Origin of the sequence: Idiomarina zobellii, assembly GCF_900100855.1 — a bacterium.
GTDB classification, from domain to species: domain Bacteria; phylum Pseudomonadota; class Gammaproteobacteria; order Enterobacterales; family Alteromonadaceae; genus Idiomarina; species Idiomarina zobellii.
On the sequence record NZ_FNCB01000010.1, the window covers coordinates 66,252 to 85,454 of the forward strand.

Consider the following 19,203-nt stretch of genomic DNA (forward strand, 5'->3'; position numbering starts at 1 on the left):
TGACGCAAAAAAGCCCGATATTTATCGATATCGGGCTTTTTATTTTCTGTTTACTTCTTCTTTTTCAAAAACTTCATTAGACGCTTTCGCTTGCGCTGCTGCGACAGCGTTAATTGGTTTTTCTTGCCGGCAAATGGATTTTTCGGCTCTTTAAATTCAATTTTTATCGGTGTACCCATAATACCTAATGCTTTTCTAAAGTAGTTCATTAGGTAGCGTTTATAAGAGCCTGGTAAGTCAGTCACTTGGTTACCGTGAATAACAATTCTTGGTGGATTATAGCCACCAGCGTGCGCGTACTTTAGCTTCACTCGACGCCCACCCACTAATGGGGGCTGATGCTCTTCTTGTGCCATTTCCATTATTTTTGTCAGCTTAGAGGTACCTATACGCTGAGTTGCGCTCGTATAAGCTTCTTCGACCGACTCAAATAAATGACCAACGCCCGTTCCGTGTAGCGCAGAAATGAAATGCAAGCGCGCAAAATCAACAAAACCTAAGCGACGATCAAGCTCACGTTTTATTTCTTCTTTATGGTCAGTTTCTAAGCCGTCCCACTTATTCACTGCAATAACGATAGAGCGACCCGCATTAAGCGCGAACCCAATTAGGTTCAAGTCTTGATCCGTAATGGTCTCTCTCGCATCGATGACAATAAGCACCACGTTAGCGTCTTCAATTGCCTGTAGGGTTTTAACCACAGAGAACTTCTCAATGGCTTCTCCAATACGACCCCGCCGACGAACGCCTGCAGTATCAATTAAAATGTACTCGCGATCATCACGCTGCATCGGAATATAGACTGAGTCTCGGGTAGTGCCTGGCATATCGTAAACGACAACCCGCTCCTCACCCAGAATTCGGTTAGTCAGCGTTGATTTACCCACGTTAGGTCGACCTACAATCGCCAACTTAAGTGGCAAGGCCTCATAATCGATTTCATCGTGTTCGAGATCTTCAGAGTCCTCTTTCGTCGATGCAATAACATCGGGGTAATCATCGGCCAACGGCTTAAAGCAGGTTGTTAGCAATTGCTCAACACCACGCCCATGAGCAGCGGCTATACCGTATAGCTCACCCAGGGAAAGAGAATAGAAGTCTGCCATTGCGGAAGTGGCATCAATGCCATCAATTTTATTACAGACTAAATAAACTTTTTTGTCTTGTTTGCGCAGATGAGTCGCTATGGCTTGATCACCAACTGTGACACCGTCACGTGCATCCACCATAAACAAAACGACATCGGCCTCTTCGACAGCCAGCAGTGATTGCTTCGCCATCTCTTCATCGATACCCTCTTCATCGCCATGGATACCGCCGGTATCAACAACTATGAATTGATAGCCGTCGTAGTTTGCTTGTCCGTATTTTCTGTCTCGGGTTAACCCGGGAAAGTCCGCTACCAACGCATCGCGAGTGCGTGTTAACCGATTAAACAAGGTGGATTTCCCAACATTTGGGCGCCCCACGAGCGCAACAACTGGTAGCATTATCTATTAATTTCCTGAGTTTATATCGAGGGCGATTATCTCGCCATCGCGTGTTTGTACATAAGCAACGTTGTCACTTACCACAGGCGCTGCATAAACGCCGTCACCACCAACATGGTAACGCCCATTTATCTCACCTGAGTCGTCATTCAACCAATGTAAGTAACCTTCGAAGTCACCGACCAGTATATGGCCACGGTGTCTTGCCGGAGCTGACAATTCACGACCAAACAAGCGTGTATTACTCCAACGCTCAATACCACCGTTTTGGTCAAGTGCGTAAATATGGCTATTTACGTCCGTTAAAAAGATTCGACCTGCTGTTACCAACATGTTTTCGAACGACTTATAATCGCGCTTCCAGCGGACTTCGCCACTCATTAACTCAAGCGCGACCAATTCGCCGTTATAAGCAACCATATACAGAGTGGTTCCTTGTGAAGCTGGCGCAGCGTCAACGTCGGCTAAACGCTCAAGCTCTGTACCACCGCTGGCTTCACCAATCGTTTGAGTCCAGGCTTGCTGACCACTTTCAGAAATAAGCACCATGCCATTACCGTTACTGTCGCCAACAATGACACCACCACTAATAATTGCCGGAGCTGAAGCACCTCGAACCGACAACATTGGTGTTTGGTACTCATACTCCCACTGCTGTTCGCCCGTTGAAGCATCAAGGCTAATGACTTTACCGCCACCCGTGTGAACAACGACTCGACCTTCACCGACGGCCGGGTCAGACATTACTTCGTTACCCACTTCTGTATGCCAAACCAGCTCACCGGTTTCCGCATCTAACGCAATGACATCACCATTTTCCGTGCCCAGAAAAACAGTGTCGTACTGCGCCACTAAGCCACCTGAAATTCTTGCGGGAAATGGGCTGGCGAACAGGCCGTCAAACCAACCTTCATCACGAGCTTCATCAAAGGTGATGAGGTTGCGTAAGTCAATTTGCCAAACTTTATCGCCATTGGTCTTGTCCATTGCACGAACAATACCTGCGCGGTCAGCGGCGTACACATTGCCGTATTCAACAACAGGGTTTAACCGAGAGAAATATTCACCAATACCACTGCCGACTGACTCGCTCCAAAGTACCTTTGGAGTGACTTCGGCATTAATCGGCTGCAAGGTCGCAAACTTTGGCTCTTCGTCTGAGCTAGAGCAACCAACAGCAATGAGCGCTGCTGATAATAACGCGACACTTTTTACCAGAGATTTAATAGACTGCATTATGATTTAGCCAAACTGTTGATTTTCATTTGCAGCGCAGGAGTCAGAGACTCATCCGCTTCTAAAGCGCGCTGATAGGCTGCACGAGCGTCTTCGTTCTGACCTTTATCGGCCAATATGTCACCTTCAATTTCAGCTGCGTACCCTTGGTAAGCCTCGGGGTAGGAGCCACGAACCAATTCAAGTGCGATATCCGCTTGGTCCTGAGCAACTAGAACACGCGCCAAGCGAATGCTTGCTAACGCTTTAATATTGTTGTCTTCAGCGTTATCTACCACCAGCTGCAGTGACGTTACTGCCGTTGCAAGATCGTCTTTACTGACGGCTTCTTTCGCCAACTGCAGAGCAACTAAATGTGCATAGGTATTGTCGGAGTTGTCCGATACGAAGCTCTGAGCTTCTACCAACGCATTTTCGCTACCTTCAGACAACGCTGTGGTTAATTGTTCATACTTTGCTGAAGCGAGTTGCTGTTGTTCCATGGTGTGCTGATCGTAAAAACGCCAGCCATAAAACAAACCAAAACCAATGACCGCACCGGCAACAATACCCTTGCCGTGCTCTTTCCAAAACTCTTTAATTCGTTCGACTTGTTGTTCTTCTGTATCCACCAGACTACCCTCTTGTCAGTGGCTGCAAACGTTCTATAAGCGCTTGCCAGCTCAAGGTTTCTTGCTGCTCATCAGTACGCAACGGTTTAACCGTTACTTGCTGTTGAGCGATTTCATCCGCACCAATAATCAAAGCGACTTCAGCACCCGATTTATCCGCTTTCTTCATTTGTTTTTTCATTGCGCCACCGCCGCAATGCGTCACCAGCCTCAAGTCCGGTAACTCGTTTCTCAGCTGTTCGGCAATACGTGGTGCATTAAGTTCCGCTTCTTCACCTAAAGGCATTAAGTAAGCATCTACGGTGCGGCGTGGTGTGAGCTTATTTTGCTCCTGAAGCAATAGCACCAGACGCTCCATACCCATAGCAAAACCGACTGCAGGCGTTGCCTTACCGCCTAGCTGTTCAACCAACCCGTCGTAACGGCCACCTGCACATACCGTACCCTGAGCGCCCAACGCTGTTGTCACCCATTCAAATACAGTTCGGTTGTAATAATCAAGCCCACGCACCAAACGCTCGTTTAAAGTGTACTTAACGCCCGCATTCTCTAACCGCATTGTCAGCTGTTTGAAGTGCTCCCGAGACTCGTCATCCCAGTAGTCAGACAACTTAGGGGCATTCTCAAGAAGCTTTTGTGTATTTGCGTCTTTACTATCAAGTATGCGTAATGGGTTTGTTTCCAGGCGACGCTGGCTGTCTTCATCCAACTCGCTTGCATAGTCACTTAAATAGCTCCTCAACGCATCGCGATAATTCGCGCGTGCCTCGTTAGAGCCTAATGAGTTAAGTTGCAACTCTACCTGATCAGCTATACCAAAAGCTTGCCACAAGCGTGCCGACAGCAAAATAACCTCTGCGTCGGCGTCAGCACTATCAATGCCAAAAGTTTCGATACCAAACTGATGAAACTGACGATAACGACCTTTTTGTGGGCGTTCGTAGCGGAACATGGGTCCCATATACCAAAGGCGCTGTATTTGGTTATACAACAAACCGTGCTGATTACCAGCGCGGACGCAACTTGCTGTACCTTCCGGTCGCAACGTCACGCTCTCGCCGTTTCTGTCATCAAAGGTATACATTTCTTTTTCGACGATATCCGTTACTTCGCCGATAGAACGTTTGAAAAGCTGAGTGCTTTCCAGAACAGGCATACGGATTTCGCTATAGCCATAGCTGGCTGCGACATTGCGGATAATTGACTCAACTTGCTGCCAGGCTGGACTTTGATCGGGCAGCAAGTCGTTCATGCCACGAATTGCTTGTAATGTATTCGCCACGGAACCTTCTCGTTTTGGTTATCGCTACAAAAATAAGCGGCTATTATAAGGATTTTCGGGGTGCGGGTAAAATTAACCGTTAATTTCTTTTACGTCGATTTTATTAGCTTCTGCCGCTTTCACTTGCGCTCTAATTTGCGCTTCCAGCTCATCAACCAAATTCGAGTTGTCTAACCGCTGCTTTTGACGTTGACCGTCGATATACAGGCCGCTTTTATTCTTGGCGCCAGCTAAACCCACTTTAGAAACTAAAGCCTCACCTGGGCCATTCACAACGCAACCAATAACCGACACGTCCATTGGGGTCGTAATATCTTCGAGACGTTGCTCTAACTGATTCACGGTATCAATAACATCGAATTCCTGACGCGAGCAGCTGGGGCAAGCAATAAAGTTAATTCCGCGCGAACGAATTCGCAGAGACTTGAGAATGTCGAAGCCCACTTTAATTTCTTCGACCGGGTCTGCAGCAAGTGAGACTCTTAATGTGTCACCAATACCCTCGGCTAATAGCATTCCTAAACCAACGGCAGACTTAACGGAGCCACTACGTTTGCCGCCCGCTTCAGTGATGCCCAAATGCAATGGCTGATCAATTTTCTTCGCCAGCAGTCGGTATGACTCTACGGCTAAGAAAACATCAGATGCTTTGACACTCACTTTAAAATCGTGAAAGTCGAGTCTGTCGAGAATATCGACGTGTCTCATCGCCGACTCAACTAAAGCCTCCGCGGTTGGCTCACCATACTTTTCCTGTATGTCTTTTTCTAACGAGCCACCATTAACACCAATTCGGATAGGAATATTTTTTTCTCGAGCCGCATCAACTACCGCACGAATGCGATCTTCTTTGCCAATATTGCCTGGATTAATTCGTAGACAATCGGCACCGTACTCCGCAACTTTCAGCGCTATACGGTAATCAAAGTGAATATCCGTAACCAGCGGCACGGAACTACGCTGTTTTATTTCTCTGAATGCTTCAGCAGCGTCCATGGTTGGTACAGAAACCCGAACAATATCAGCGCCGGCGCTCGCTAAAGCTTCTATTTGCGCAACCGTCGCATCGACATCGGTTGTTTCCGTGTTCGTCATAGATTGCACGGCAATCGGCGCGCCATCACCAATAGGTACATTACCTACGTATAAACGGCGTGAAGGACGGCGCTTAATTGGACTTTCGTGCATCATATTACTTACTTAACCTCTACAACTATTCAGGTTCTATTATTTTAGCTATTACTCTGACATTGGCACAGTAAATCGTGCAACCCGTTCACGACGGAATTGGCTCATATCAACTTCATTACCGTCAAAGGTAATGACTGCCGCTTCTGGTTTGCACATTGTAATCGAAAACGGAGGCTCACCCGGAACCGCCATTGTATAACCAGCAGCTTTTACACCAACGGCCTGAGTTTCACCCTCAGCATCATCGACTTTCACCCAACATTCCTGGCTGAATTCGAAGACTAAACGACTGACAGCAGCGTCCTCGGCAACCGCCTCTTGAGCAGGCGCTTCTTCCGCTGTCGGAGCGGCGTCAGTCACTTCGCTTGCTGGCTCTGTACTCTCTTCCGAAGCGTCTTCTGTCTGCGCAACTGAAGACTCTACCGTTGTTTCAGAAGCACTTTGCTCAGAGTTTTGTTCATTGTTTTCTTCTGCACTACTCTGTTCAGGACTCTGCTCAGAATTGCTCGACGCAAAGTTTGACTCGTTTATCGAGATATTTGTATCCGCTGACGATACGTCTGACTCTAGCACCGCCTCTTCAGTATTTGGCTCTATTTCTGGTTGTCTTGGCTCGGAGTCTATTTCAACTGCACTAACGTCAGCTTCATTATTACTTTGTGTTGCACTTTCAACGGTTGATGACTGTGCTGGCTCATCTGAACTCATACCTGAGTCCTGCCACCACCAAATCACTAAACCTACGACAATAATAATGACAGCGTAGGTAATCAGCATTAAACGGTTATCGCTTTCTTGATGCTTCTTGCGACGCGAAAAGCTCTGCATTTGTGTGCTTTGGACTTCCTGGTAACCTTTTGCTTTATAAGCAGCAAAAAGCTTCTCTTCATCAACATCCAAAAGCTTAGCGTATGCACGCAAATAACCTTTTATGAAGGTAGGAGTAGAAAACGTTTCGTAATCATCCGCTTCCAAAAGCTCGATGATCTGTTTTCGCAAGCGCAGCTCATCAGCAACTTCTCGCTGACTCAGCCCTTTAGCCTCGCGTGCTTTTCTTAGAATTTCACCTGGTCCCTGAACTGGCTGTTGTTTTGTTTCTTGTGCCGCGTCAGAGTCCGTTGAATTATTCTCTTTATTTGGTTCGTTTTCAGCAGTCATGATTGTTAGGGTGTTCCCTGTTAAGGCTGACTTGCGTAGTGGCCTTTGTTCTTTTCACACCGAGCCCTGTTTTGTTGGCTCTTTGTATGAAAGGGATACTGAGTATCAAGTCTTACTTTATCGAAATACCCGAGCGCTTTTTCCCATTCTCCAGCCATACACAATGCAACCGCATAGTTGTTATACAATGCACCGCTCATAGGTTGCCATGATAATGCCTGTTGGTAAAGTGACAAAGCAGAATCTGTCTCATTTGCCGCTAAATGCCACTGCGCCAGCGCAAATAAGGCATTTAACGAACGGGGATTACGTTTCATTGCTGCTTGCAAGTGCGGTTTCGCGAGCTCGAGTCTACCCTTGTTAAGGTAAGCTACACCAAGCTGTAACCGTACGTCTTTACTTACAGGCAATGGGTCATTGGAACTGGCGGTACAACCCATCAACGCCAGTGCTATCAATAGCAAAGCGGCTCGCATTATCACACTCCTTGTGGTTGCGATTCAGTGTTTTTACGAAGTCTTTACGGCAATAGCGTCGCCGCCGCGCTGCATTTGCTGACGCTTAAGAATACGTTTAGTGCGGTCTATGACATCACCAACCAACTGACCGCAGGCGGCGTCAATGTCGTCACCACGCGTTTTACGAACCATAACGGTAAAGCCGTATTCCATAAGCACTTTAGCAAAGCGGTCAATACGCGAATTGCTTGAACGCCCGTAATCTGACCCCGGGAACGGATTAAACGGAATTAAGTTTATTTTACTCGGGGTATCTTTTAGTGTTTTTGCCAGCTCATGTGCTTGATCTGTTGAGTCATTCACATGGTCCAGCATGACGTATTCAACCGTGACTTTATGCTGAGCTTTAGACTGTTCAACATAGCGTCGGCTGGACGCCAGAAATTCTTCAATATCGTATTTTTTATTGATAGGTACTATTTCATTACGCAGCTCGTCGTTTGGTGCGTGCAGAGAAATAGCCAACATCACATCAATGCGTTCGCGCAGTTTTTCAAGCGCAGGAACCACACCCGATGTACTTAGGGTCACACGGCGCTTTGACAGGCCAAAACCAAAGTCATCCAGCATTAACTCCATTGCCGGAACAACATTGTTTAAGTTGAGCAGAGGTTCACCCATGCCCATCATGACAACGTTAGTAACAGGTTTAATACCCGTTTTACCGTAAGCACCCAGCAACTGGTTTACTCGCCATACCTGGCCAATAATTTCCGCGACCGTCAGGTTACGGTTAAAACCTTGTGCGCCGGTAGAGCAGAAAGTGCACTCAAGAGCACAACCGACCTGAGAGGACACACAAAGGGTTGCGCGATCGCGCTCCGGAATCCAGACCGTTTCTACGTCCTGGCCGTCAAACAGCGTCATTGCAAACTTGATAGTTCCGTCTGACGACTGCTGTTGTTCGCGAATTTCCGGAGCACGTATTTCTGCAACTTGCTTGAGCTTTTCACGCAATTTCTTGTTGATGTTTGACATTTCGTCGAAGTCATCAACACAAAAATGATACAGCCACTTCATGACCTGATCGGCACGAAACGGCTTCTCTCCCATCTCGCGGAAGAACTCTCTCATTCCTTCACGATTTAGGTCGAGTAAATTCACTTTTTTATCAATTGCGTTGGTCATAAAGCTCCGTTCTTAGCGTGTACGTGGGCAGATTTCTTCGTCGCTGAAGAAGTATGCGATTTCGCGCGCAGCTGTTTCAGTTGCGTCTGAACCGTGTACCGCATTTTCGTCGATAGTTTCAGCATAGTCGGCACGCAGAGTTCCTGCCAGTGCTTCAGCTGGGTTTGTTGCGCCCATGATTTCACGGTTTTTCAATACTGCATTTTCGCCTTCAAGTACTTGAACAACGATAGGGCCAGATGTCATGAACTCAACCAAAGCGCCAAAGAAAGGACGTTCTTTGTGTTCAGCATAGAAGCCTTCTGCTTGTTCTTTGCTTAAGTGCATCATTTTTGACGCTACAATGCGAAGACCAGCAGACTCAAAACGGTTGTAGATAGCGCCGATAAGGTTTTTAGCAACCGCATCAGGCTTGATGATTGATAAAGTGCGCTCTAAAGCCATGTGTATTCACTCCAATAAGAATAGGAAAAATTAGTCGCGCGGATTATACGTGAGAATACGCTCGAGATCGAATCCATAATGATTGTTTTTTCGTTCATTCTGATTTAGCATGACAAAACCAATTAGCCATATAGACGTCTATTTAGCTTTCAAATAGACAAAGAGGAGTACATCATGGCAGCGAACAAAACTGAGCAAGCAACTCTCGGCGGCGGGTGTTTCTGGTGCGTGGAATCCGCGTTCTTACAAGTAAAAGGAATTGAATCGGTGAAATCCGGCTACACCGGCGGTCACACTGAAAACCCAACCTATGAACAGGTTTGTACCGGTGACACGGGTCATGCCGAAGTCGCGCAACTCACCTATGATCCGCAGCAAATCTCTTACCGCCAAATCTTAGAAATCTTTTTTACTCTGCATGACCCTACACAGGTGAACCGTCAAGGTAACGACGTTGGCACTCAATACCGTACGTCAATTTTTTACCACGACGAAGCACAAAAGCAGGAGCCGAGAGCATTATTGCGGAATTAGAAAACGATGGTGCCTTCGCTGACCCAATAGTCACCGAAGTAACCGAGCTGGATACCTTTTACCCAGCCGAGGACTATCACGAAAACTACTACGCAAGAAATCCGGAAAACCCGTATTGCCAAGCGGTTATTTCACCGAAGCTGGCGAAATTCCGGAAAACGTTTTCAGGATTATTAAAAGACTAACGCTGCGCCAGGGTTTTATAGGTCGTCAAAATATGCTCAACCGCATGCTCAATATCGGCTGCGGTTGTGCTACGACCAAAACTAAAACGCAGTGAAGCATGCGCCAACTCATCGTTGACACCAATGGCTCTTAGCACATAGGAAGGTTCTACACTGGCAGAGGTACACGCCGAGCCTGAGGATACAGCCAGGTCTTTAAGCGACATGAGCAAAAGCTCACCTTCAACATTAGCGAATTGCACATTCACAATATGAGGCACACGCTGAGTGTCGCTGCCATTAAGCTGAATGCCCTCTTCAGCCAGTAACGGCGACAGAAAATGCTGACGCATAGTTTCAAAGCGCTCAATGTCGGTACTGAGTTTTTCTGCAGCTAACTCTGCCGCCACACCCATACCAACAATTTGGTGTGTTGCCAGTGTTCCTGAGCGCATTCCGCGCTCATGACCGCCGCCGTGCATTTGAGCCGCAATGCGAACACGCGGTTGACGACGCACGTACAATGCGCCAATGCCTTTCGGGCCATACATTTTATGCGCAGAAATCGACATTAAATCGACCGGTGCGCTGGACATATCAATAGGTAACTTACCGGCGGCCTGTGCTGCATCAACATGAAACAAGGTACCGTTCTCACGACAAATGGAGCCAATAGCGTTTATATCCTGAATAACACCAATCTCGTTATTGACCCACATAACACTGGCCAGAATAGTGTCTTCACGCAGCGCTGAACGAAGCTCATCCAAGTCGATAAGACCGTCTTCTTTAACGTCTAAATAAGTGACTTCGAAGCCTTCTTTTTCAAGCTGCGCACAAGGGTCGAGCACGGCTTTGTGCTCAGTTCTTACCGAAACAATATGCTTGCCTTTGTCGGCATGAAAATGCGCAACACCTTTCAAAGCCAGGTTATCCGACTCGGTTGCGCCTGAGGTAAAAACAATTTCGCGGGCATCGGCATGAATTAAGTCGGCGACTTGATGCCGTGCAATATCCACAAGCTCTTCGGCTTGCCAGCCATATTTATGAGAACGCGAGGCAGGGTTTCCAAACACCCCGTCCATGGTTAAGCAAGTTGCCATTTTTTCTGCCGCTTTAGGAGCTACTGGCGTAGTTGCGGCATAATCCATGTAGATGGGTTGTTTAGGCACGAAGGTCCTCCTGGTAAGTGCCGTTACAGTTGGCAGTTAACTTTTATGTCTTCGTCCGATGCATGGCGTAAATGCTGGCGTTGCATAACGTCGCCTACATCAGAGTTTTTCATTAGCTCAGCAAGGGTAATTCCGTCTAAAAAATCGGAAATACGGTCACTCAAACCTTCCCATAGTGAATGCGTCAAACAGCGCTCGCCGCCCTGGCAGTTCGCTTTGCCCTGACACCGCGTTGCATCAATTGACTCATCGACCGCATGAATAACCGAACCCACCGATATATCAGCTGGCTCACGTCCCAGTCGGTAACCACCACCAGGACCCCGAACACTGTCAACCAAACCGTGCTTACGCAAACGTGCAAACAATTGCTCTAAATACGACAAGGAAATGCCCTGACGCTCTGAAATATCCGCCAGTGGAATGGGGCCTTTTGCTGCAAATAAAGCCACATCGAGCATTGCGGTTACCGCGTATCGGCCTTTTGATGTCAGACGCATAGCAATTTCCTCGGGAAGTGTTAATCGTAAGTTGAAATTCTACATTCCCGACTATTTTAGTCAAGTATTGTCAATCGATTTATCCACAGAGGCTAACATTCCACGCAAAATATTGATCTCGCTCTCTTCCGGTCGCGCCCGATTATAAAGGCGTCGCAATTTAGTCATAACCTGTCCCGGATGCTTCGGATTAATGAAGCCAGTATTCGTCAGTGTCGCTTCTAAATGTTCATAGAAACGCTCTAAGTCATCAACACGCGGATAATCAGGAATGTCGGCTTCCACTTTTTCACCCGCTTCCAGCCACTGCATACGAACTTCGTAACACACTGACTGAACGGCCATTGCCAAGTTTAGAGAGCCATATTCTGGGTTTGTCGGAATATGCAAATGAAAGTGACTTTGTTGCAGCTCTTCGTTTGTTAAACCACTACTTTCACGACCAAATACCAACGCAACTTTATGCTGAGTGGACTCTTGCAATACTTTCGCAGCCGACTCACGAGGGTCGAGCAACGGCCAGTCTAACGTTCGGTTCCGGGCACTTGTCGCAACCACAAGTCCACAATCTGAAATTGCATCGTGCAAGTTATCAACAATAGTCGCGTTAGCCAGAATATCCGTTGCGCCCGCAGCTAATGCCGATGCATGACTGTCCGGTTCCTGCACAGGATCAACCAAGGCTAAGTCGGAGAGCCCCATGGTTTTCATAGCACGGGCGACTGACCCGATATTCCCGGTATGAGAGGTGTTCACCAACACAATGCGTATATTGTCGAGCATGAGTATTTCCTTTGCTTTGCGCGCTAACTTCTCGGCTTATTCTGCGAGGTTGTCGAAAAGTTTGGCATGATACCCCAACACTGGTATGATCCGCGACCGAAAATTGTTCTTTTACAGCACAGGTAATTGGTATGCATCCGATGTTAAATATTGCGGTGCGCGCAGCGCGTGCGGCCGGCAAAATTTTAGTTAAAAATTTCGATCAGGGACACCCCGTAGAAGCTGAGTCAAAAGGCTTAAACGACTGGGTAACTGACATGGATAAAGCCGCTGAACAGGCTATTATCAACACAATTAAAAAGTCTTACCCCGATCACGGCATTATTGCAGAGGAAAGCGGTACTCAGGCTGGTAAAGAAAACGACTTCCAGTGGGTAATTGACCCGCTAGACGGCACGACCAATTACATGCGCGGTATTCCCCACTTTTGTATTTCTATTGCTTTACTTCACAAGGGCTCTGTTCAGCAGGCCGTTGTGTATGACCCTATGCGTGAAGAGCTTTTCACCGCTTCTCGCGGCGCGGGGGCTCAGCTAAACGGTCGCCGTTTACGCATATCACCTAAAGTTGAATTGAAAGGTGCCATTTTATCAACGGGCTTCCCGTTCAAAATGAAAAGCCGATTACCTGAGTACCTGGAAATGTTCAGCAAGCTGTTCGAGCACTGTGCAGATGTGCGCAGAGCCGGTGCAGCAGCACTAGACCTAGCCTACGTTGCAGCCGGACGCCACGACGCATTCTGGGAAATGGGCTTAAAGCCCTGGGATATACTCGCTGGCGAATTACTGGTTCGCGAAGCCGGAGGCATTGTCAGTGACTTCCAGGGCGGCCATAACTATGTACAGTCAGGCAACATTGCCGCGGGCGCACCGAAAGCTCTCAAGCAAATGCTCGCACAAATTCGCTAAAGCAAAAACGCCGCTTGAAATGAATCAAGCGGCGTTTCTTTTTAAAGTTCGATTTCTTCTAAGTCGAGGTCTAACGAGTAGTCCATTTCGGCAAGCTCTTCCCGCAGCCGATATTTTTCTTTTAGTTGTTCTATTTCGCGCCATTTACGTTTTGCAGCGCGACCCTTGCCAGACTTGTCATTTACCTTTTGCAGTTCTTCTGAATGATCCATGGTAAGACCTCCTGCTTTTTATACGACTTTATTCTTATGTTTTTTGCGATGGTGTTAGCGCACTTGTTAACAAAAACACCACAACTCATAAGTACCACACACTTTGATACTTTAAAAGTCTTTTGTTGCAGTTTTGTTAATTAAAAATGGCAAAGCTGTGAAGAATCAGGTGATAAGATCTATTTGCGGATAGTTGGTTTTAAAGAACTCTCGCACCGAGTCTAGCTGTTGGATGGGAAAGACATAATGGTGGCTAATTTGATAGTTAAAAGGAAAGCTCAGAATAGCCGAGCTTTTATTGTACTCACCAACCGCTACGCGCTTTAACTTAGTTGAAGGTACCTGCTCAAGGCCGACCCGAAGCTTATCACCTTGAGCATCGAGCAATGCCATAATGTTTTTCACCTCACTTCTATTATGAGACCGAGAAAAGGCATCGGGAGTGATATAAAACGCAAACAAAACCATTAACGCGCCATACAGCTGCCCCCAAAAACTTAGATCGAAATAGAAAAGAGTCACATACGGAGCGAAAATCAAAACAAACTGAAGCCACTTGGGTAGTTTTATAATGTGTTGTTTAAATTTTTCTCGAGTCGTTAAATCAGTCACTTTTGTATATTACCTTCTTTAAGTAAAGCTAATTGCTGAACAATTTTCTCAAAATTCGACGGTGACCGTTTAGGCCGATAATTCAATATATAATCGACCAGCCCTTTACGTTCAAAAACGGGCACACTGGTTGGTGAAGAGAGCTTAACTCGAGCGCTGCGATGTGAAAAAAACACGACACCGTCTATCCAGGTTGATGCTCGATTTTTCTTCAAGTGTTCAGCTAAAACATGAACCTGTTTTTTTAGCTGTTTTATTGGATTGCGAACTTTAGCGGTATAACGACCACCTTTGCGCCCTACTTTATGAGCTATCCAATTAGGAGACTGCTCATCTCCCGTTACTTTTGAGTTGTTGTTTTTCACTTCCACAACAAACACACCGTTAGGACCCACAACAATCAAATCCAGCTCAGTAAAGCCGCGTTTTGCTCGCGAGTTGGGTACATCAACTTGGTTAAACAAAACATAGCTATCGGGGAGTTTTTCTAACAGTTTCAGTGTTTTTAATTCACCCTTAGCACCTGAACGCTTAGTGGATGCCGCCCCAATAACACTGAATAAGTAGGCTAGCCCAACAATCCACCAGAAATTTGGCAAGCTATACATTAAAAAACCCGCAATAGGCGCGCCAATAATAGCGACCCATACGCGGGCTGTATTCACTTCCTGAGAAAGACGATTCTTGGTTATGTACTGCGTGTCGGCCATGACAATTTGACTGCTTTTCCTTGCTAATGATGGCTCTATTAAACCATCAAAGCAGTCAGTCGTCAGCTTTAATTCTTACTATCCGCTGGCTCCTTAAGGAGAATAAAATGTTCAATCAGCCTAATCATTAATTCTTTTTGGTTCGGTAAGCTCTCAGCTACTAATAGCGCCAGAGCTACAAGTGTGTTGTCGTTAATCAACCGGTCAACAGGTTTAGCCAACAAGTGTTGATTAAGGCGTAGATACCACAAGAATAGAAACGAGCCGGAGCGCTTATTGCCGTCGGCCAGTGGATGGTTTTTAATTACAAAGTACAATAAGTGGGCAGCACGGCTGGCTATGTTGGGGTAAAACAACTCATCTGCAAAACCTTGTTCTATCGTCGCTAATGCCGAGGAAAGCCCATTACCACGGACCTGTCCGAATAGTTCAGTAGCTTCCCCTTTAGCGATAAGTGTTTTTTTAAGTTGTTGAATAGCATTGATTGCATTTTCAGGGTCTAACACCTGCATGCCATTTTGCCTAGCACCAACTTCTGCTAAAACTTGTTCATCATAACCTTGCAGCAGTGACCAGGACCGAGCGTAGTCACTGATAACCTGCGCAACGGCTTCACCTTCCTCAGATACTAAACCTTGATTGCTAAGAGTACGACTGAGTAAGTTTAGAGCTTGCTCAAATTCAATGCCTCGTTCTTTTAGTCGCAATTCATTTAAAGTATAGCCCCGTACTAAATGCTCCTGGAGTATACGAGTAGCCCACTTCCGGAACTGCACTCCTCGCGCAGACTTAACCCGATAACCAACAGATATGATAACGTCTAGATTATAAAAGTTTGTAGGCTTTGTAGAAAATTCGGAATTTCCGAATTTTCTTATCGATTCATTTTCTTCAAGCTCCCCGTCTTTGAATACGTTCTTTATGTGCTCGTTTATCGTCGATTTTGCTTTATCAAACAACTCAGCCATCTGCTCTTGGGAAAGCCAGACAGTTTCTTTGTCTAAGGCCACTTCCAATTGCGCTTGCCCATCCTGGCTTTCAAATATCTGAACTTGCGTATTTTTCATGTTTTACCCCTCATCCCTGAGTATCCTGTTCTCAAATAAATGCTCTAGCATAGTCAGGATTTCTGGTTTTAGCCATACTGGTTTTATAAAACCATCAAAGCAGTCAGTCGGCAGCTTTAATCCATTACTGCTTTTGCCTTATCGCCTCAATCAGTTCGTCTTTACTCATTTCACTGCGGTTATCAATATCAAGCTGCTGCGCCCGGTTATAAAGCTCATCTTTGGTTCGCTCTTCCAGCCGGGTGTTGGGGTTACCGGTACCCTGAGTGGTGGTGTTATCGGTAACCCCTTCCTCGCGCCGCTGCTTGTTCACGGTACGACTGGCTATTTCTTCGGCCTCGTCTTCACTCTTACCGTCATCCATCTGCGACTGCTTGATATGCTGATACATTCGCTCGTCTTTATCGCGCCAAACGTCCGGCATAACAACCTCCTTAATCAATTGAACACTGCGCGCAGCGCTCTTTACCTGTTAGTAGTTTGGAAATACGGTTGCGGTTACGTGCGAAAAATAAATAGGCTTTATCCGCAAACCAGCGGATAACCGGCCAGCGCAGAGGGGCAATCATCCAGCCTTTACCTACTAACGACCAAGCCGCGTGGGTAACATCTAAGCCGTAGATCATTTCACCGGAGCTGACTTGCCCGTGTAAATACTGGTTGGCCTTAGCAACGTCAACTTGAGGGTACCGCTGGTTAAAGTCCGGCTCATTAATATTTTCGAACGTTATTTGTCGTTTCTCATCAAGCTTCCTTAAATGACGCATCTCCTTAACGCACAATGGGCATCCGCCATCAAAGAAAATAATAAGTTTCGAACTTTGCTCTGACATTAGAACCACCTTTTGCGAACGTCATTTTCTTATACGCCGTTTTCGCGCATTTGACTCATAACGTAATGCGAAAATCGGTTTGCTTAGCTCATAATACGACATCGCCACGCTGCCAATTTTAGCAACCGATGCTAGTCTCTTTATGACACCTGGCGCAAACGCGCTGCAACTCAATCCCAAATAAGAGGCAAGGATGCCAGCATTTTCAAAGATTCATATTGTTTATTTAACAGTTCTGTATTTCACAGCTCTTTTGCCACATTCAGCGTTCGCGCTACAAGCTTCCCCACAAACCCAACTGGCAAAAGTGTATGAAGAAAACACGAGCATTCCCATTAGCGACTACTTGGTCAGCGAAAAGTATGACGGTATACGAGCCATTTGGACCGGCTCCAAACTACTGACCCGACAAGGCAACCAAATATCGGCTCCTGAGTGGTTTACTGCACCACTACCTGATATTTGGCTTGATGGTGAGTTATGGACAAAGCGTCAGAGCTTTGAGGCGCTAAGTTCTATTGTTAGAACGCAAATACCAGAAGAAGAACGTTGGCGAGAAGTCCAATATATGGTGTTTGATATGCCTGACTCACAGCGACCATTTGAGGAGCGATACAAAAACTATTCAAACTTAATTGAGAAAATGAACATTGAACATATTAAAGCGGTTAAGCAGCAACGGTTTCATTCCAACCATGAGTTAAGCGAACACCTGCAAGCTATGGTTGAGCGGGGCGCAGAAGGCCTGATGCTGCATTTGGCAACAGCGCTTCATCAGTCGGGCAGAAGTGACGCTTTATTAAAATTAAAACCCTATTTCGATGAAGAGGCCGAGGTTATCGCGCATTTACCGGGCAAAGGTAAATACACCGACATGCTCGGTGCGCTGCGTGTGCGCAATCAGCAAGGCATTGAATTTTCTATTGGCACCGGATTCACCGACGCCGAACGCGCCAATCCTCCACCTGTCGGCAGTATCATTACCTACAAGTACCACGGCTACACCAATAATGGCGTGCCGCGCTTTGCCAGCTTTTTACGAATTAGGGAGGAGCTCGAAGATGAATAAAATCCAGTACATAGCGCATATGCCGAAAATAGAAATAAATTTCAAATTGACACCATTGCGCAACACGCTACACTAATATCTCATGATCAAAACATTTAGACACAAAGGACTGAAGCTCTACTTTGAAACTGGAAGTACTCGCGGAATTCAAGCAAATCATGCTGCGAGGTTACGTATGCAGTTAGCGGCATTAAATACTGCTATGAAAGTTTCAGATCTCGATATCCCGGGATACAGGCTTCATCCGTTAAAAGGTGTTCGAAAAAATATTTGGTCGATAGCGGTGAGTGGCAATTGGCGTTTAACCTTCGAGTTTCGTGATGGTCACGTATACCTGCTTAACTACGAGGATTATCACTAATGTCTATTATGCATAACCCTGTCCATCCTGGTGAATTTATTTTAGTAACCTATATGCAGCCTTTTGGCTTGAGCTGTCGGTATTTAGCGACAAAACTTAATGTTTCCCCTTCCACTTTAAACAGAGTTTTGAAGTGCCAAAGTGGCATAAGCCCTGAAATGGCGTTACGTTTATCGAGAGCTTTGGGCAGAAGCCCGGAGAGTTGGTTAGCGATGCAGGATGCATACGACTTATGGCATGCTGGAAAAAACTTAAATTTAGATAAGGTTCAGAAGCTTGATCTTACCGTTGCATAGCAAAACCGTTTTCAAAAAGCCCTAAGCGAGGCACACAATGAGCTCAACCAAAATTAATTACATTGAACTCCCGGCGCGGAGTCTTGACGCAACCAAGCGTTTCTTCCAGCAAGCCTTTGGCTGGGAGTTTGTTGACTATGGCTCCGAGTACGCGGCTATCCAGAACGCCGGGCTCGATGGCGGCTTTTACCAATCTGATTTGGTGGCACAAACGTCAACGGGTAGCGCGTTGGTGGTCTTGTATAGCAAAAATCTTGAGCAAAGCCTGAAAAGCGTTGAGGACGCAGGCGGTAAAATCATTAAGCCGATATTTGATTTTCCCGGTGGTCGACGCTTTCAATTTACCTGCCCTAGCGGGAATGAGTACGCAGTGTGGTCGGAGTAATTAAACTGCGGCACATAATCCGCATTGTTATCCCGATAAACGCGTCTCAGGCAAAGTCTTTCAGTCTGAGATGACTATCGATTGAGTCGGCAAGCGTTTTGGGCACCTCATGTTCAGTGGCTAATTCCCGCCACTGAGACACCGCGTTTATCACGCCATCAATAATGGCATCGATTTCTTTGCGCTCTACCTTTGGTAACTGAACGTCTGCCAGCGCGTAAAAGTCGGCACGGGTATGGCCGCTGCGCTTGCCATTTAAAGACATCCAGTGCTGCTCTACCCAGGGGTTTCCGGGTTTGTAGCTAAAGGCCACGTCGTAAGCCGGGCTCAACCGCCATTGCTTGTCCTCCAGCATAAAACCAAAGTTCTTGGAGTGATCATCGTGGTTGGTGGCTACATGGTTAAACACCATACGACGAAACAAGTCGATAGCGTCCGCCCGTGGTGCGTATTTCGGTCTATCCGGACAGCGATTCCGGCATCATTCGGACAAGCGTTCCGGTGTCGTCCGGACAAGTTAATTCTCACCTCGCATGATT

23 protein-coding genes and 2 pseudogenes are annotated in these 19,203 nt (G+C 46.5%); 6 read left to right on the forward strand and 19 right to left on the reverse strand.

Annotated elements, in window-relative coordinates; translation table 11 throughout:
* Nucleotides 1-50: 50 nt before the first annotated feature.
* The 9 genes from der to ndk form a co-directional block, all read right to left on the reverse strand.
* Complete coding sequence (gene der, locus BLT32_RS09235) at nucleotides 51-1,490, reverse strand: ribosome biogenesis GTPase Der (RefSeq protein ID WP_053953955.1); 1,440 nt, start codon at nucleotides 1,488-1,490, stop codon at nucleotides 51-53.
* A gap of 6 nt (nucleotides 1,491-1,496) precedes the next feature.
* Entirely contained in the window at nucleotides 1,497-2,726 is a 1,230-nt protein-coding gene (gene bamB / locus BLT32_RS09240) for an outer membrane protein assembly factor BamB (protein WP_053953954.1), read from the reverse strand.
* Nucleotides 2,726-3,337, reverse strand: a complete 612-nt coding sequence (locus BLT32_RS09245; RefSeq protein WP_235443989.1) for a YfgM family protein — start codon at nucleotides 3,335-3,337, stop codon at nucleotides 2,726-2,728. The genes bamB and BLT32_RS09245 overlap by 1 nt, the downstream gene beginning before the upstream one ends.
* Nucleotides 3,338-3,341: 4 nt before the next feature.
* Nucleotides 3,342-4,619, reverse strand: coding sequence for a histidine--tRNA ligase (hisS, locus tag BLT32_RS09250; protein WP_074668963.1), 1,278 nt, complete (start codon nucleotides 4,617-4,619; stop codon nucleotides 3,342-3,344).
* 72 nt (nucleotides 4,620-4,691) lie between these two features.
* Nucleotides 4,692-5,810, reverse strand: a complete 1,119-nt coding sequence (gene ispG, locus BLT32_RS09255) for a flavodoxin-dependent (E)-4-hydroxy-3-methylbut-2-enyl-diphosphate synthase (RefSeq protein WP_053953952.1) — start codon at nucleotides 5,808-5,810, stop codon at nucleotides 4,692-4,694.
* 48 nt (nucleotides 5,811-5,858) lie between these two features.
* On the reverse strand, nucleotides 5,859-6,968 hold the full coding sequence (locus BLT32_RS09260) for a RodZ domain-containing protein (protein WP_053953951.1): 1,110 nt from the start codon (nucleotides 6,966-6,968) through the stop codon (nucleotides 5,859-5,861).
* A gap of 20 nt (nucleotides 6,969-6,988) precedes the next feature.
* Nucleotides 6,989-7,444: a tetratricopeptide repeat protein gene (locus tag BLT32_RS09265; protein WP_053953950.1), complete on the reverse strand. Its 456-nt coding sequence runs from the start codon at nucleotides 7,442-7,444 to the stop codon at nucleotides 6,989-6,991.
* Between the two features lie 33 nt (nucleotides 7,445-7,477).
* The gene (gene rlmN / locus BLT32_RS09270; protein ID WP_053953949.1) at nucleotides 7,478-8,614 is read right to left on the reverse strand and encodes a dual-specificity RNA methyltransferase RlmN; all 1,137 of its coding nucleotides are present in this window, start codon (nucleotides 8,612-8,614) and stop codon (nucleotides 7,478-7,480) included.
* A gap of 12 nt (nucleotides 8,615-8,626) precedes the next feature.
* On the reverse strand, nucleotides 8,627-9,058 hold the full coding sequence (ndk, locus tag BLT32_RS09275) for a nucleoside-diphosphate kinase (RefSeq protein WP_053953948.1): 432 nt from the start codon (nucleotides 9,056-9,058) through the stop codon (nucleotides 8,627-8,629).
* 174 nt (nucleotides 9,059-9,232) lie between these two features.
* On the opposite strand from ndk, the pseudogene msrA reads away from it, so the two are divergent.
* Nucleotides 9,233-9,777, forward strand: a pseudogene (gene msrA, locus BLT32_RS09280) (peptide-methionine (S)-S-oxide reductase MsrA).
* On the opposite strand, the gene BLT32_RS09285 reads toward msrA, so the two are convergent.
* From BLT32_RS09285 to trmJ, 3 genes are read right to left on the reverse strand one after another with little or no spacing between them, the layout of a single operon-like run.
* The gene (locus tag BLT32_RS09285) at nucleotides 9,774-10,907 is read right to left on the reverse strand and encodes an IscS subfamily cysteine desulfurase (protein ID WP_082343236.1); all 1,134 of its coding nucleotides are present in this window, start codon (nucleotides 10,905-10,907) and stop codon (nucleotides 9,774-9,776) included. The pseudogene msrA and the gene BLT32_RS09285 sit on opposite strands and share 4 nt — an antisense overlap.
* A 44-nt stretch (nucleotides 10,908-10,951) precedes the next feature.
* Nucleotides 10,952-11,428 (reverse strand): Fe-S cluster assembly transcriptional regulator IscR, encoded by a 477-nt coding sequence (gene iscR / locus BLT32_RS09290; protein ID WP_053953946.1) that lies wholly within the window; start codon nucleotides 11,426-11,428, stop codon nucleotides 10,952-10,954.
* A gap of 60 nt (nucleotides 11,429-11,488) precedes the next feature.
* On the reverse strand, nucleotides 11,489-12,211 hold the full coding sequence (gene trmJ / locus BLT32_RS09295) for a tRNA (cytosine(32)/uridine(32)-2'-O)-methyltransferase TrmJ (RefSeq protein WP_053953945.1): 723 nt from the start codon (nucleotides 12,209-12,211) through the stop codon (nucleotides 11,489-11,491).
* Nucleotides 12,212-12,342: 131 nt separating this feature from the next.
* Between trmJ and suhB the strand changes: the two genes are divergently transcribed.
* Nucleotides 12,343-13,119: an inositol-1-monophosphatase gene (suhB, locus tag BLT32_RS09300; RefSeq protein WP_053953944.1), complete on the forward strand. Its 777-nt coding sequence runs from the start codon at nucleotides 12,343-12,345 to the stop codon at nucleotides 13,117-13,119.
* A 41-nt stretch (nucleotides 13,120-13,160) separates the two neighbouring features.
* Here the strand turns inward: suhB and BLT32_RS09305 are convergent, their stop codons facing one another.
* From BLT32_RS09305 to BLT32_RS09330, 6 genes are all read right to left on the reverse strand, one after another.
* Complete coding sequence (locus BLT32_RS09305) at nucleotides 13,161-13,331, reverse strand: DUF3545 family protein (protein ID WP_074668965.1); 171 nt, start codon at nucleotides 13,329-13,331, stop codon at nucleotides 13,161-13,163.
* A gap of 165 nt (nucleotides 13,332-13,496) precedes the next feature.
* On the reverse strand, nucleotides 13,497-13,724 hold the full coding sequence (locus BLT32_RS12845) for a hypothetical protein (protein ID WP_143020957.1): 228 nt from the start codon (nucleotides 13,722-13,724) through the stop codon (nucleotides 13,497-13,499).
* A 215-nt stretch (nucleotides 13,725-13,939) separates the two neighbouring features.
* Nucleotides 13,940-14,653, reverse strand: coding sequence for a nuclease-related domain-containing protein (locus BLT32_RS09315; RefSeq protein ID WP_053953942.1), 714 nt, complete (start codon nucleotides 14,651-14,653; stop codon nucleotides 13,940-13,942).
* A 68-nt stretch (nucleotides 14,654-14,721) separates the two neighbouring features.
* Complete coding sequence (locus BLT32_RS09320) at nucleotides 14,722-15,720, reverse strand: virulence RhuM family protein/type II toxin-antitoxin system death-on-curing family toxin (protein WP_053953941.1); 999 nt, start codon at nucleotides 15,718-15,720, stop codon at nucleotides 14,722-14,724.
* 124 nt (nucleotides 15,721-15,844) lie between these two features.
* On the reverse strand, nucleotides 15,845-16,144 hold the full coding sequence (locus BLT32_RS09325; protein ID WP_053953940.1) for a Rho termination factor N-terminal domain-containing protein: 300 nt from the start codon (nucleotides 16,142-16,144) through the stop codon (nucleotides 15,845-15,847).
* A 10-nt stretch (nucleotides 16,145-16,154) separates the two neighbouring features.
* Nucleotides 16,155-16,553, reverse strand: coding sequence for a thiol-disulfide oxidoreductase DCC family protein (locus tag BLT32_RS09330; protein WP_053953939.1), 399 nt, complete (start codon nucleotides 16,551-16,553; stop codon nucleotides 16,155-16,157).
* Between the two features lie 193 nt (nucleotides 16,554-16,746).
* Here BLT32_RS09330 and BLT32_RS09335 point away from each other — a divergent pair, with 193 nt between their 5' ends.
* The 4 genes from BLT32_RS09335 (at nucleotide 16,747) to BLT32_RS09350 (ending at nucleotide 18,664) form a co-directional block, all read left to right on the forward strand.
* Complete coding sequence (locus BLT32_RS09335) at nucleotides 16,747-17,622, forward strand: DNA ligase (RefSeq protein ID WP_053953938.1); 876 nt, start codon at nucleotides 16,747-16,749, stop codon at nucleotides 17,620-17,622.
* 82 nt (nucleotides 17,623-17,704) lie between these two features.
* Nucleotides 17,705-17,983: a type II toxin-antitoxin system RelE/ParE family toxin gene (locus BLT32_RS09340; RefSeq protein ID WP_053953937.1), complete on the forward strand. Its 279-nt coding sequence runs from the start codon at nucleotides 17,705-17,707 to the stop codon at nucleotides 17,981-17,983.
* On the forward strand, nucleotides 17,983-18,279 hold the full coding sequence (locus BLT32_RS09345; protein WP_053953936.1) for a HigA family addiction module antitoxin: 297 nt from the start codon (nucleotides 17,983-17,985) through the stop codon (nucleotides 18,277-18,279). The genes BLT32_RS09340 and BLT32_RS09345 overlap by 1 nt, the downstream gene beginning before the upstream one ends.
* 37 nt (nucleotides 18,280-18,316) lie before the next feature.
* The gene (locus BLT32_RS09350; protein ID WP_053953935.1) at nucleotides 18,317-18,664 is read left to right on the forward strand and encodes a VOC family protein; all 348 of its coding nucleotides are present in this window, start codon (nucleotides 18,317-18,319) and stop codon (nucleotides 18,662-18,664) included.
* Nucleotides 18,665-18,710: 46 nt separating this feature from the next.
* Here the strand turns inward: BLT32_RS09350 and BLT32_RS09355 are convergent.
* A pseudogene (locus BLT32_RS09355) lies at nucleotides 18,711-19,097 on the reverse strand (HipA domain-containing protein); the annotation flags it as partial.
* Between the last annotated feature and the right edge of the window lie 106 nt (nucleotides 19,098-19,203).